This window comes from Butyrivibrio sp. AE2005, assembly GCF_000686965.1.
GTDB classification, from domain to species: domain Bacteria; phylum Bacillota; class Clostridia; order Lachnospirales; family Lachnospiraceae; genus Butyrivibrio; species Butyrivibrio hungatei_A.
The window spans coordinates 253516-267943 of record NZ_JMMD01000001.1; the positions used below are offsets into that span (position 1 = coordinate 253516).

12 protein-coding genes are annotated in these 14428 nt (G+C 40.6%); 11 read left to right on the forward strand and 1 reads right to left on the reverse strand.

All coding sequences use genetic code 11. The features are described 5' to 3' along the window. Positions 1 to 76 precede the first annotated feature (76 nt). Together DL92_RS0101180 and DL92_RS0101185 are read left to right on the forward strand one after the other, a co-directional pair. On the forward strand, positions 77 to 973 hold the full coding sequence (locus DL92_RS0101180) for a DUF4097 family beta strand repeat-containing protein (RefSeq protein WP_026666663.1): 897 nt from the start codon (positions 77 to 79) through the stop codon (positions 971 to 973). Between the two features lie 155 nt (positions 974 to 1128). Continuing rightward, positions 1129 to 2124, forward strand: coding sequence for a DUF4003 family protein (locus tag DL92_RS0101185; protein WP_026655087.1), 996 nt, complete (start codon positions 1129 to 1131; stop codon positions 2122 to 2124). A gap of 98 nt (positions 2125 to 2222) precedes the next feature. Here DL92_RS0101185 and DL92_RS17875 read toward each other — a convergent pair whose 3' ends face one another. Then, the gene (locus DL92_RS17875; protein ID WP_051198932.1) at positions 2223 to 3566 is read right to left on the reverse strand and encodes a putative bifunctional diguanylate cyclase/phosphodiesterase; all 1344 of its coding nucleotides are present in this window, start codon (positions 3564 to 3566) and stop codon (positions 2223 to 2225) included. A 332-nt stretch (positions 3567 to 3898) separates the two neighbouring features. On the opposite strand from DL92_RS17875, the gene DL92_RS19960 reads away from it, so the two are divergent. The 9 genes from DL92_RS19960 (at position 3899) to DL92_RS0101240 (ending at position 14394) form a co-directional block, all read left to right on the forward strand. Continuing rightward, a complete protein-coding gene (locus DL92_RS19960; RefSeq protein ID WP_051594094.1) occupies positions 3899 to 4534 on the forward strand; it encodes a C39 family peptidase in 636 nt (211 codons plus the stop codon). An 18-nt stretch (positions 4535 to 4552) separates the two neighbouring features. Further along, positions 4553 to 6391 carry a C1 family peptidase gene (locus DL92_RS0101200; protein WP_026666664.1) on the forward strand — a complete coding sequence of 613 codons (1839 nt, stop codon included), beginning with the start codon at positions 4553 to 4555 and terminating at the stop codon, positions 6389 to 6391. An 84-nt stretch (positions 6392 to 6475) separates the two neighbouring features. Beyond that, on the forward strand, positions 6476 to 6760 hold the full coding sequence (locus tag DL92_RS0101205; RefSeq protein ID WP_155833750.1) for a hypothetical protein: 285 nt from the start codon (positions 6476 to 6478) through the stop codon (positions 6758 to 6760). Positions 6761 to 7154: 394 nt separating this feature from the next. Beyond that, positions 7155 to 8357 carry a cobalt-precorrin-5B (C(1))-methyltransferase gene (locus DL92_RS0101215; RefSeq protein ID WP_026666666.1) on the forward strand — a complete coding sequence of 401 codons (1203 nt, stop codon included), beginning with the start codon at positions 7155 to 7157 and terminating at the stop codon, positions 8355 to 8357. Between the two features lie 52 nt (positions 8358 to 8409). After that, positions 8410 to 9504 (forward strand): tryptophan--tRNA ligase, encoded by a 1095-nt coding sequence (trpS, locus tag DL92_RS0101220; RefSeq protein WP_026655083.1) that lies wholly within the window; start codon positions 8410 to 8412, stop codon positions 9502 to 9504. Beyond that, on the forward strand, positions 9504 to 10949 hold the full coding sequence (gene glgA / locus DL92_RS0101225; protein WP_026655082.1) for a glycogen synthase GlgA: 1446 nt from the start codon (positions 9504 to 9506) through the stop codon (positions 10947 to 10949). Before trpS ends, glgA begins: the two co-directional genes overlap by 1 nt. A gap of 9 nt (positions 10950 to 10958) precedes the next feature. After that, positions 10959 to 12638: a putative polysaccharide biosynthesis protein gene (locus tag DL92_RS0101230; protein ID WP_026666667.1), complete on the forward strand. Its 1680-nt coding sequence runs from the start codon at positions 10959 to 10961 to the stop codon at positions 12636 to 12638. Positions 12639 to 12713: 75 nt separating this feature from the next. Then, on the forward strand, positions 12714 to 13262 hold the full coding sequence (locus DL92_RS17885) for a 3'-5' exonuclease family protein (protein WP_034468249.1): 549 nt from the start codon (positions 12714 to 12716) through the stop codon (positions 13260 to 13262). A gap of 184 nt (positions 13263 to 13446) precedes the next feature. Next, the gene (locus DL92_RS0101240; protein ID WP_026666668.1) at positions 13447 to 14394 is read left to right on the forward strand and encodes a hypothetical protein; all 948 of its coding nucleotides are present in this window, start codon (positions 13447 to 13449) and stop codon (positions 14392 to 14394) included. The last annotated feature ends 34 nt before the right edge of the window (positions 14395 to 14428 follow it).

The window sequence follows — 14428 nt, forward strand, 5'->3', positions numbered from 1 at the left end:
CTGCGATGATGGGAACGGGATTTTTGCTTGAAATAATACTATTCGAAAAACTTAAAGATAATGGAAGGATATATAGATGAAAAAGAAAGTATTACTTATCGTAACGTGTGCGCTTATTGTTGTCGGGGCAGTGGCTGTGAAAATTTCAATCGGGATGGGAGCGATTCCGGTTGTGAAGATTGGAGGAGAAAGCGTAGAAGAAAGCCAAAATATGGTACGTGGTAATATAGACATAAGTGAATTTGATACTCTTACGATTGATGCGAGTACGGTAGATGTGCGTATTTTGGAAGGAGACGCGTACAAACTTGAGTATAATGTAAAAGAAAAATATGTTCCGGAGGTCAGTCAGGACGGTAAGAATTTGACTGTAAAACAACCTTCTCTTAAAGCGGAAATAACATTTTTTGATATGGATTTAACAGCGTGTAAGGAAGAATCAAGTTATACCATTACGGTACCTAAAGATACTGCACCTATAAATGTTGATGTTAAAGCTTCCACGGACGACGTTGTAATTGACGGTGTTGATGTGAATGGAAAGGTTGTTTCGGATACGGATAGCATTACATTAAGTAATGTGTCCTCAAGCGATCTTTATGTAAAGAGCTCCACGGGAAAGATAAAGCTTGATTATTCTGAGTTTGACAAGCTTGAGCTTGAATCGTCCACTGATGACATAATCGTTGAGAATTGTACTATTAATGATCTCGCTGCAGATTCATCAAGCGATAAGATCACACTTAATAATGTCAAGTTAAATACTGCAGATCTTAAAGCACTTGATGACATTGTTATTGATATAGTGGGACAAAATGATTATTCATTGGATCTGACATCATCTACAGGAGAAGATATCATTGTTGAAGGAAATACGGCGGAAGGCTCTTTTAAGTCAGATAATGGAAGCGGAAAAAGTATAACTGCTAAGTCAAGTACAGGAGAAATCAAGGTTTCTTTTGCAAATAAGTAATCATCGTTATTTGAGCGGTACAATATGTACCGCTTTGTTTATGCATAATAAAGAAAAAAGTAATAATTTGTTCGAGAAATACTATGTTATCTTCATTGACAGCGCTGTATCATATTGTATATGATATTTTGGATAATCATAGAAGGAGAGATACGATGCAGACCGAAGTAATGGAAAAATGTGACAGACTTGTAGAGAACAGAAACATTATTTACAAGGGTTTTATGTTGGAAGACAGCCTTATGCAGATATTGGCGGCATTGTCGTTTATTGATCGTGGAGAGACGGCAGATGTTAAGGCTATAAAGAGATGCAGAAAAATTTTACGCAAGAAACACAGCGCGTTTTCATATCTTCGCGGAAACAACGAACTTTTTATTTCAACAAAGATGGCTCTTTCCGAAGATCCTGAGAAGTATCTTGATGATGTTACAGAAATATATGAGAAACTTCAAAAAGGTAAATTTCTTGGATCGACATACAGAGTTTTATCTGCGGTTATCATCTGCGATTCCGGCAAGGCAGATGATTCGGATAAGGTAATAGAGAAGACGGAAGCGCTTTTGGACGGAATGAAAGCGGCACATCCTTTTCTTACAAATGATGAAGATACATGTCTTGCGGTTTTGCTTGCAATGACAGAGAAGAGCACGGAAAATATTTTGAGCGAACTTGAATCGACATATCTTGAGATAAAGAATGATTTCATGCTTTACAACAATTCGGCATATTCTCTTTGCCAGGTGCTTACAACTCTTGACGGTGCGTATAAGAAGAAATGCGAGAAGACGATCGCGCTTTTTGATGCATTTAAGGAAGCCGGAACTAAGTACGGCAAGGAATATGAGCTTGCGTCACTTGCACTTTTGATAGATATTCCTATGGATGCAAAAGATATTGTTGCAGAAGTTATCGGAACTGCTGAATATCTCAGAACGAAAAAAGGATTCACATTCTGGTATATGACAAAGCAGACAAGACTTATGTTTGCGGCAATGCTCGTATCCGAGAGCTATCTGGACAATTCTGCTACAGCTGATGCATCAGTGATAAGCAGTACCGTTGCAAGAGTTATTGCCCAGCAGGCAGCGATGTTTGTGATCATTGCCACATCTTCAGCGGCATCGATTGCCTCTTCATCATCGAATTAAAAATCGGATTAAACATACGAAAGAAACAGAATAGAAAGATAAAAGAAAATCGGGAAGGATGTTTATCACATCTTTCCCGATATTATTATTCGTAAAAATCAATTTGCAACAGCAAGCAATTTCTCAAATTCTTTTGTTTCAAGGGGCTTAGAGAAGTAATAGCCCTGAATCATGTCGCAGCCTGCGTTCTTTAAAAGGAAATACTGCTTTGCGTTCTCAACACCCTCAGCGATAACTGTAAGATCCAGGAGCTTTGCCATCTCAAGAATACATCCGAGAAGATTTTTACCTCTGTTGTTCTCAGCAATATCTTTTATAAACTCTATATCGAGCTTAAGTGCATCGAGTGGAAGCGTAGTAAGCATATTTATTGATGAATAACCTTTTCCGAAGTCGTCCATTTCAACCATAAATCCGGCTTTCTGGAGCTTTTTTACAACAGATACAATATGATCCACATTATCCGTATAAGCTGTCTCTGTGATCTCCAGGTGGATGTCTGAAGGGCTGATCTCGTTTTCTTCGATTGTCTTTTGAAGGAAATCGATAATGTCGGGATCGAATATGTCAACTCTTGATACGTTTACAGAAACAGGAATGGAGTAGCCGAATTCTTTTTTCCATTTACGAACCTGAGCGGCAGCCTCTCTCCAAACATATCTGTCGAGCTGTCTGATAAGACCGTTCTCTTCAAGCAAAGGAATGAAGAAATCAGGTTTAACAAGGCCGAATTCAGGATGTTTCCATCTGATAAGAACTTCAGCACTGGCAAGCTTGGGAGTTTTACCGTGTACATTGTACTTGGGCTGGAAAACCAATTTGAACTGGTGCTCGGAAAACGCTTTGCTTATACCATCAAGAAGCCTTGCTTCAAACATTTCTTTTTCATGCATCTTGGCATCATATACTTCATAAGAAGTAGAGTGCCTGACTTTAGAAATGGAGTTGCAGGCCTGAATAGCACGATCAAAACGCTGTTCAAGAGTAGCCTCTCTTGTTATGTCCGGATATATTCCGATTCTAACGCGAATGTCCGGAGTTTTTAGCATAAGCGCAAGCTTATCGGAAATTTGATGTACAAGAAAATCGTAATTATCTTGATGCTTTATATATATATAGAATTTATCCGCATCATATCTGCATGCGATTCCGCCATGTTCCTTTGCAGTTTGAGATACACAATCACCGATTGCACACAAAACCTTATCTCCGAAGCTTCTGCCATAAAGCTCATTTATAAGGTGGAACTTGTTATAGTTCAGTACAATTGCATCAACACCTTCGGACGGGTGCTTTCTGTCGTAATCATATGCCTGAATAAAAAACTGCTCTTTGGAACAAAGACCTGTCAACGGATCGACAGTTGGAATATTGATTAGATCGCCATATGATGTCATACCGATGCTAACCGACTCTACAGAAGATCTTGGCGATATGTCCATAAAGTTATTTTCCTCGCTCCCTTTTGCGTTATTATGTAATACTAGTTAGTTTAATTAATTATACATACAAATTACAAAAAAAACACAAAGTTCGCAAAAAAAACACAATTTTATCACAATTTCTTTTTTGCCCGTCGTTAAGCTAAAAACTCTAATTCCAGGTTTTATCTGGGGTTGAGCTGTATTTGATGCTATCTGCCACAATTAAAAAAATATTTTTTTTAATATGATATAAACTTGTTTTTTATCGTTGTTTTAGTTTATAAAATTATGTATATTTAATAGATACAATCAAATAGTTTTTTGTTTTTTGAAGGTGAAATACGATATACATGAAGAAGAAACCATATGGAGGAATAAACGATATTCCAAAATATCTTCTGGAACAATATGGGGACAGAGGCAGGATGATACGTCAGGGGCCGCCTGTTCCGATGGATACGAAATCAATGGAAGCCATAAGCGGCAGGCGGACGAGGAACTGTTCCGTGGTTGCCGTTGCAAGGATCATAGATTATTACAGACGACGAAATAAGATCACATCTATTCCCGAAGATATAAAGCACATATATAAGGATGTTGAAGAGATAGCTGAGAGCTACGGATATACCGATAAGATAGGAACGTTTCCTTTTTTTATCTCAGGAATTGCTAAGGAGGCTTTCGCAAGATACGGCGTGAAGGTCAAGTGCAGAGGCATTTATATATGGAGCTTTGAGAAACAGGTAGTCAGAGAAATATGCGCGGGGAGACCTGTAATATTGAATATAGCCAGAGGTTTTTACAAAGATCATACGGTAGTTGTCTCAGGTTACAACATCTGGCAGGTTGGGGAAAAAACATATCCCATGGTCCGCGTGATAGACGGATGGAAGAGCGGTTATCACTATATTGATTATGAAGCGTTCGCAAAAGATATACGTCAATCAATATTCGGATCGTTTAATACAATAAAGGTAATACAATAGAAGTTGAGGTTTAAAGTAGTGAAAAAGAAAAAAATCGCATTTGCGGTAATCATAGCAGTAGTACTTGTTTCGGTTTTGGCTGTTGTCTTCGTTAAAAAAGGCGCACCCAAGACAGAGAATGCGTCAAGAAGAGACGGCGCGGCAGTTTCAGGCGGAGGTGATGAAGATCTTTTGCTTGTAGGCGGCGATCCGGATGCGCAGTTTGGAGCAACCAAAGGTCCGGATGCTACACAGAAGCCTGCGGAGACACTTGTTGGTGATGTGTCAAACAGTCCTGTTTCCGATAATGTTGATGAGGTCAGAACAATGACCATTTCCGAGGCTGTTGTTATAGATGCGGGCGACCGTGATGCTTTCTATAATGATGCTGAGTACAAAGATGTTGTGCCTACCGATGCAGATTCTTTTGCCGGTGATGCCGATGAAACGAAACTTGCAGAGATACCTGCAAAGTATGATTCCAGAAATGTTGATGGGAAATCGTACGTTACGGGAGTCAGAGACCAGGGATATTCGTATCTGTGCTGGGCTTTTGCTTCTGCAGGTGCTGTTGAGTGCGATATTTTAAAGCATTATCCTGAATATAAATCTTTGGATCTTGATCTGTCCGAGAAACATCTTGCTTATTACAATGTTCACAAGGCTGCAGGTTCTCATGGCGGAAATATTGATGATGATTACAGGGAACTTGTGAATAACGAGAATGAAGAGGGCGCTTGGGTTGTAGATAACGACACGGGCTATATTGCCATGGGCGGAGTTACGAACTATTGCATAAGCCTTCTTACAGCGTGGAAGGGACCTGTTTTTGATAAGGGAACGGATTCTTTTAAGAGTATTTACGGAAGCAAATATATCTTTAATGATAATAAGGATAAGCCGTCTGAAGCGTATGCGTCTGAGTTTCACGTTCAGGATGTAAGCCAGGTTTGCGGAAACTATGACAACAACATGCTTATTAAGCAGATGGTGATGGAACACGGCGGAGCAACTATCGGAGTTAATTCCGACGAGAAGTTCTGGAACAAGAATCACGGAAATCTTTATTCTCACTTTAACGGAGAACTTCCTCCTACAGCCAATCACGAGGTTCTTATAATAGGATGGGACGATGATTACAGCGCATCTAATTTTTCTTCAAGTCCGAAGGAAAACGGTGCATGGCTTTGCAAGAACAGCTGGGGAGACAAAGCGGGTTCCGACGGATTCTTTTATCTGTCATATTATGATGAGACCGCTGCCGTAAGTAACGCAGCTGCGTACAGTGCAAAGGCTAAAGGTGATGAACGATATTTTGATAACAATTATCAGGTCGGCGGATTCATCACAAACGAGGTCAGTGCGCTTGAAGATACCAAGAATACGGTAACTGCCTACACTGAATCTTCCAATCCTTACGGTGTACTGTACACTGCGATCGGCGATGAGGAGCTTGATGCGATCGGACTTATGAGCATTGATTCATACAGACAGTACGAGGTCAGCATTTATCTTAATCCTACAGAGGGTGATGATGAGCTTAGCTTAAAAGATCTCGGAAAGCCTGTTTTTACTCAGAAGATTTCTTCTGTAAGTGGAGGTTTTCATACATACGATCTTGATGAAAAAATAAATCTTAAAGCAGGGGACAAGTTCTTTATCCTCATAAAGCCTCATACTCCGGGCAAGCTTGTGTTCGAGACTGCGGGCGATATTACTTATGAAAAGAACTACGATGAGTGGAACAATCTTACGGGAAATATCCACAACAGTAATTCTGCGAGCGGTAAGAGTTATTATATTTCGGATGACGGAAAATCATTGAACTGCCAGAAAGATAAAGACTTTTTTATCAAGGCATATACAAAAAATAAGTAACTGTGTATGTTTATGAGAACATACTTTTGAAAATGGCGAAGGAATATGGTATATTGTGTTAAAAGAATTAGAAAGGCACAATATATGGCTATTAAAGATAAGCAACCTGAACAGATAGGTACAACAGATAAGCTCAAGGCATTTAAGGCGCTTAAGGATGCGGGATATAGGACAGAATTCAGTGCCAGCGGTGTTCCCACAGTTATCTGCAAAAGCGCTGAGGATATCAGCAAGGAACTTAAGGATATCAAGAAGTTGTTGAAAGAACTCAGATATAACGGAAGTTTCGGGTTAAGAGGCCCCAGAAAGAGCGATCAGCTTGCACAGGAAACTTCAGAGGCTGAGGAGAAGAAAGAACTGACGGCTTAAAATGATACGCAAATTCACTAGGCGCGAAAGAACCTTGCCAAGTGAATTCGCGTGGTTCGCACTAAACTCGACAATACCTCGTTAAGTGCTCTACACAAGAAAACCACCTCGTTAGAAGGTGGTTTATTTTTGGGAGGAGGGGTCGACCGGTGGGGAGCCAATCGACCCGGTATGAAAAAAGTTTTGTTGGGGGAGTCAGAAGTTATTCTTCTGATAGTATATATAGTAAATTCAAAATTTGGACAAATTATGGACAAATTATAAATTTAAAATAAAGAAAGTCGAAATAATAAATAATTAATATACGGAATATTGTAAATTATTATTTGCTTTATGATATAGCGAAATAATGTATAATTAATGATGATTAAGAGTTTTTGTGAGGAAGGTGTATATGGACAGGTTTGATGCAAGAGATTCGGGACTTATAATTAGTCCGTTGACAACGGGGGATTGCGCAGCAGCGGCGGCAAGAGCGGCAGCGGCGAGTCTTTTGTTTAAATTTGACTATGAATATGTGACGATACAGCATGAAGGGAATACCAGAACTATCGAGGTTTATAAAGATGCTGACAAATGCACACGTAATGAGACCCATTTCTATGCGGTAATGGAAGGCGGCATGGCACCTGATATCAGGGAAAAAGCTGATATACACGTAAGTGTTTCGAAGGTGACCGATTTTAGAAAAGTTGACAGCAGGGCATTTATGGATGTCAGATACGGCAATCTTTTCCTTTATGCGGGCGATGGTATCGGAATAGCGTCTGTCGACGCCCTTCCTGCAAGAAAAGGTCAGGCTAATATCGAAAAAGATGCAAGAAAGCTTATTTTTGATGCGGTTGCGGGTGTGTGCGAAATTTCGGATGGAGCACAGCCTCTTTTAATAACAGTAAGTTGTCCCGAAGGAATGATGATAGCTGCAAAGCAGAACAATGCGCTTAACGCGTTTATGGGCGGTATCGGTATCATGGGAAATTATGGAACCATATCAAGCGTTCATCAGAGGGATATTGCAGGTTCTATTGAGAATCAGATCCGTGAACAGATCGAGATGGGAGTTAAGAGTATTCTTGTTTCTCCCGGAGATTACTGTGCGGACAAGATATATGAAGGAATACACGTATCGCTTAAGACTGCGATAAATTGTTTCAATTTCCCAGGAAGTGCCATAGATGCGGCATGCGAAGCGGGAGTTGAAAATCTTCTTCTGGTAGGAAATGTGGGAAAGCTTGTGAAAATGGCTGCCGGTATCATGAATACCAATTCATATGCATCTGACGGAAGAAGAGAAATCTTTGCCGCACACACGGCGATTGTCGGAGGCACATCAAGCCAGGTTAGGACGGTTATGGGATGCACCACATGTGATGAGATTTTGGCGCTTCTTAATACCTGGGGCCTTCGAGACAGAGTAATGGCAAGCATAATGGCCAAGATAAACGAAGCTGTTGCAAGACGTTGCAACGGTAGGATAAGGTTCGGAGTAGCTCTTTTTTCTGAGGAATTCGGGCTTTTAGGCGCGACGGCCGACACAAGGAATGTTCTTGTAAAGGTTTCGCAGGAGCAATATGCATTGTCACTTAAGTTAAAATAGAGTATCATATTTTTTATCCAAAAATAATTAGAGGTTTAGGAGAAATACACTGATGAGCAAGATTATTTTGACCGGAGATCGCCCGACAGGTAAGCTTCACGTAGGACACTATGTGGGATCACTTAGAAGAAGAGTTGAACTTCAGAACTCCGGCGAATTCGACAAGATTTTTATTATGATAGCGGATGCTCAGGCACTTACAGATAACGCCGACAATCCGGAAAAAGTACGTCAGAATATTATAGAGGTTGCGCTGGATTACCTTTCTGTGGGACTTGATCCCGCAAAGTCAAATCTTTTCATCCAGTCACAGATACCGGAGCTTACAGAGCTTTCATTTTATTACATGAACCTCGTTACCGTATCAAGACTTCAGAGAAATCCTACGGTTAAGACCGAACTTCAGATGAGGAATTTCGGAACAAGTATTCCTGTTGGATTCTTTACATATCCTATCAGCCAGGCTGCTGATATTACTGCGTTCAAGGCAACGGTTGTTCCTGTTGGAGAAGACCAGGAGCCTATGATCGAGCAGTGCAAAGAGATTGTAAGAAAGTTTAATTCAACATACGGAGAAGCTTTGGTTGAGCCTGAGATTCTTTTGCCCGATAATGCAGCATGTCTGCGTCTTCCCGGTATAGACGGAAAGGCAAAGATGAGTAAGTCGCTCGGAAACTGCATTTATCTTTCCGAGGAGCCCGATTCTATTAAGAAGAAGGTTATGAGCATGTTTACGGATCCCAATCATTTGAGAGTGGAAGATCCCGGACAGGTTGAAGGAAATCCTGTATTTATCTATCTTGATGCATTTGCCAAGGATGAGCACTTTGCAGAGTTCCTTCCTGAGTACAACAATCTTCAGGAGCTCAAGGATCACTATTCAAGAGGCGGACTTGGCGACGTTAAGGTTAAGAAGTTCCTCAACAATGTACTTCAGGCAGAGCTTGAGCCTATTCGCAACAGGAGAAAAGAATTCCAGAAGGATATCCCATATGTTTATGATGTTCTCAGAAAGGGCAGTGAGATTGCAAAAGAGACCGCTGCCAAGACTCTTGAGGACGTAAAGAGTGCAATGAGAATCAATTATTTTGATGATAAAGAACTTATTGCTATGCAATCTGCAAAGTATGAGGAGATTGGTGACTGATGAAAAATATCCTGTTTATTGCATCTGAAGGAGTACCTTTTATCAAGACCGGTGGACTTGCCGATGTTGTTGGCTCTTTGCCCAAAAATATCGACAGGCGATACTTTGATGTTCGCGTTATTTTGCCGCTCTATAAGTGTATAAGCCAGCAGATGAAGGATAGGATGGAATATGTCTCCAACTTCTATATGGATTTCCATTGGAAGAATGAGTATGTGGGCATATTCAGGTCAGAGGTTGACGGGATAAAATATTATTTTGTCGACAATGAGTTTTATTTCAACGGAATGAAACCTTACAGTGACGACACTGTTTTTGAGATTGAGAAGTACGCATTCTTTTCGAAGGCTGCGCTCTCAATCCTTCCGGTCATCGATTTCAGACCGGATATTATTCATTGCCATGACTGGCAGACGGGGCTTGTTCCCGTTTATCTCAAAGAGAGATTTCAGGGAAGTGAGTTCTATAGGGGAATCAAGGCTGTTATGACGATCCATAATCTTAAGTTCCAGGGGAAATGGGACATTAAGACGGTTCGTGATATTACAGGCCTTCCCGATTATTATTTCACTCCCGATAAGCTCGGACTCTTTAAGGACGCCGATCTTCTTAAAGGCGGTATTGTTTATTCCGATGCCATCACTACGGTTAGTAATGCGTATGCCGAAGAAATCAAGACGGAGTTCTACGGCGAGAATCTTGACGGGCTTTTAAGGGCACGCGCAGGAGATCTTCGCGGCATTGTAAACGGAATAGACTATGATGAATTCAATCCCGAGACGGATGAATTTATTCCATACAGATATAATTCGATCAATTTCCGCAAAGAGAAGTATAAGAACAAGAAAGAGCTTCAAAAAGAGCTCGGACTTAAAGCGGATGAAAAGTGCATGATGATCGGTATCGTTTCAAGACTTACCGACCAGAAGGGCTTTGATCTTATTAACTGCGTTCTTGACGAACTCTGCCAGGATGCGGTTGAGCTCGTTGTTCTGGGAACGGGAGATGAGCAGTATGAGAATTCGTTCCGTCATTTTGACTGGAAGTATGATGACAAGGTTTCTGCGAATATTTACTATTCAGAGCCGATGTCTCACAAAATCTATGCGGCCTGTGATGCATTCCTTATGCCGTCACTTTTTGAGCCCTGCGGACTTTCACAGCTCATGGCTCTCAGATACGGAACCATTCCCATTGTAAGACAGACAGGCGGACTTATTGATACGGTCGAGCCTTACAATAAATTCGAGGGAACGGGTACAGGTTTTGGTTTCCTTAATTACAACGCCCATGAGATGCTTGCCACGATTCGTGAAGCGGAGAGCGTGTTCTACGACGGAAAGCGCGAGTGGAACAAGATGATCGACCGTGCAATGGCTGTTGATTTCTCTTGGAAGGTTTCAGCGGAAAAATATCAGGAGATGTACGATTGGCTCAGGCCATGATTTATAGTTATGAGTGAAGATTCAAAGAAAAATTTATTTAAGCAGGCGGGCATATTGGCAATTGCCGGCATAATATCGAGAATAATAGGTCTTTTATATAACAGTCCTCTTGCTGCAATTATCGGTGACGAAGGTAATGGCTATTATAGTGGTGCTTTTCAGGCATATACTATAGTTCTTATGATTTCTGCGTTTAGCATTCCATCTGCTATATCTAAGATAATAGCTGGAAAGTTGGCACTGGAAGAATATAGAAGTGCACACAGAATTTTTAAGTGTGCGCTTATTTATGTTGCTATTGTTGGTGGAATTGGAAGTCTTGCTTTGTTCATGGGAGCGGATTTATTTGCTGATGATGCGGGAACGGCATTGGTTCTTCGTTTCTTTGCACCAACGGTATTTCTTTTTGGCTTCTTGGGTGTGCTTAGAGGATATTTTCAGGCACACAGAACGATGACGCCTACATCAATTTCTCAGCTTCTTGAACAGATATTGAATGCTGTAATAAGTGTATTTGGTGCGCTTTGGCTTACTAAACTTGCTGGTGATGAAACAATGATCATTGCAGGAGAAAAAGCTTCAAAGAAGGCTGTTTACGGAGCTATAGGAAGTTCGCTCGGCACAGGTTCGGGAGTAATAACTGCGCTTATTTTTATGTGCGTTGTCTATTTTGTTAAAAGAGATAAGATAAAAAGCAAAATTGATAGTGATAAAGGAAGAGAAATTTCCAACAGCGATGCTATTAAGCTTATCGTTTCAATAGTTACACCATTCATTTTAAGTACATGCATTTATAATCTTTCCGGATTTCTTAATTTTTCAATCTTCAGTCGTGTGCTTAGATATGTAAGGGAAATGAAAATTACCGGTGCATATGGCATAAAATGGTATTATGGCATATTTACAAGAAAGGCTATGGTTATAACCAATATTCCTATTGCATTTTCAGCAGCCGCTGCCTCTGCAATGATACCTGAAATATCTACAGCGTTCGCAAAAGGCGACAAAAAAGATGCAGCAGAGACTGTTGCGGGAGTTATGAGAGTAATGATGATGATTTCTATCCCTTGTGGTGTTGGACTTTTTGCTCTTGCCAGACCTGTAATGATGATATTATTTCCACAGAAGGATTCGCTTGGTATAGCATCATTTTACTTAGCGTTTTTGGCTATAACTGTTATTTTTTATTCTGTTTCAACTGTTACAAATGCTGTACTTCAAGGAACAGGTAAGTTAAAGGCACCTGTTGTCAATGCGGCTATAGCTCTTGTGATTCAAGGTGTTATGCTTGTTCTGTTGCTTTCTTTTACTGATTTGATAGGTGAAGCGCTTTGTATTGTAACTATTGTTTATTCACTCCTTATGTGTATTCTTAATAATATTTCTATGAAAAAACATATCGTTGTACCGATAGATATTAAGAAGACTTATGTATTACCGGCCATTGCGGCTTCTGTTATGGGAATTGTGGCGTATTTCTTATATGCAGTACTGTCAGCACTTTTGGGCGGAATTATTGCAGGAGAGTACTGGCTTAATCTTTTGTGTGCGGGAGTATCAATATTAGTTGCAATATTTGTTTACTTTGCCGTACTAATAAAGATCGGAGGCGCAGCAAGAGAGGATATCCTCAAGTTCCCCAAGGGAAGAAGCCTGGTTAAGGCGCTTGAGAAAATCAAATTATTATAACTAAGATAATAAAAATCCTTATGACGTTGTTAAGATGCCATGAGGATTTTTCATATAAGGATTGGACAAATTATAATGGCTGAAAGATTTGCGGTAATAGACACGGAAACAAACTGGAAGAATGTTGTAATGTCAGTGGGGATAGTAATTGCGGAAGATGAGCATTTTGTGGCTTTGGACAATACATACATTATCATTGAGGAAGCTGCCAAAGTTGGCGGAATGTACTCATACGCGCTTAATATCAAGGGAAAGACTCCGCAGATGCTGGATCGCATAAGCGCTGTTAAAGTCATAAAGGATTATCTGAATTCTTTTGGCATAAAATCGATATTCGCATATAATGCATCGTTCGATGCCAGAGTGTTACCGGAGCTAAGAGAGTATAGCTGGCATGATATATTAAAGCTCGCAGCTTATAAGCAGCATAATCCTAAGATTCCGCCTGAAGCACCATGTTGCTCGACCGGACGTTTAAAGAGTGGCTACAGAGTCGAGAATATTCTTCATATGTTTGGAGAAGAAGGATATGAGGAGTTTCACAATGCGTTGACAGATGCGGTAGATGAGCTTAGAATCATGCGCTATCTAAAATACGGTATAGAGAAGTATCCGGTGCTGTGAGTGTTGTCGGGATGTAGACCAATAAAGTTGTCTATATCCCGACTTTTTATTGACATAAAAAAGAGCATCCCCCATAATTTTAAGTATAGGTATTTACTGGTGTAATACGTTGCCTTTTTAAAGCGTCAAGGCAAGACGCCGGCAACGTCAACTAAAAATTCCAACTAGATGGAAGGGGGTTCTTATGGCAAACGAAATGGTAGTATTTCAGGGAAAATCATTCTCGGTTGGGCTTCAGTCAATGCTTGGTTCTACAGCATACGGATGGTGCCTGACAGGTCTACCGAAAGGCGTAGTATTGTTAAATATCGAAACGGAAAAGGTTCAGTCACCTAACACGGTTGCGCCTATTATTCAGAAGTTCTGGTTCGTTGCTGTTTCTGAAACAGATAAGAAAGCTGAAATTGAATTTACAATGATGAATTTCACTAACTTGTCTGCAACAGATCAGAAACATAATGTTTCAATCTCAGTTGTTCCCAGTGATTCAGATGAATTCGCTAAATATAGCGAGAATAATGATGCAATGCTAAGAAGTATCAGCAATGCTGCAATTCCTTACGGATATGTGCTCGGAGCACAGGATCCGCTTCTTAAGTACGGATATGCGTGCGATGCAGCCGATACTCCTACACTTAAATATGGATATCCGTGTGGGATACAGGATGCAACTAACACCAATGTGAAGTATGGCTATACATGCGGTGCAAATGATGCGACTGCTGTAAAATACGGATACCCTTGCGGTACACAGGATGCAACACTTATGAAGTACGGATATCCTTGCGGAGTAGAAGATGCAACGCTTAAGTATGGATATCCGTGTGGAGCGGAAGATGTGGCAACCGGCGTTAAATACGGCTATCCATGCGGAGAACCGGTTCTTAAGTATGGCTATCCATGCGGAGACACACCTGCACTTAAATATGGATACCCTTGCGGAGACGCTCCGGTACTCAAGTATGGTTATCCATGCGGAGATACACCGGTACTTAAATATGGATATCCTTGCGGCGCACAGGATGCAACGCTTAAATATGGTTATCCGTGCAATATTCAGAATTCAGCGGTTGCTTACGGATATAACTGCAATGCGCAGAATGCAATGATGAAATATGGTTATTTCTGCTAACAAATTGAATACATAATGCCCATCGGCGGTTTGG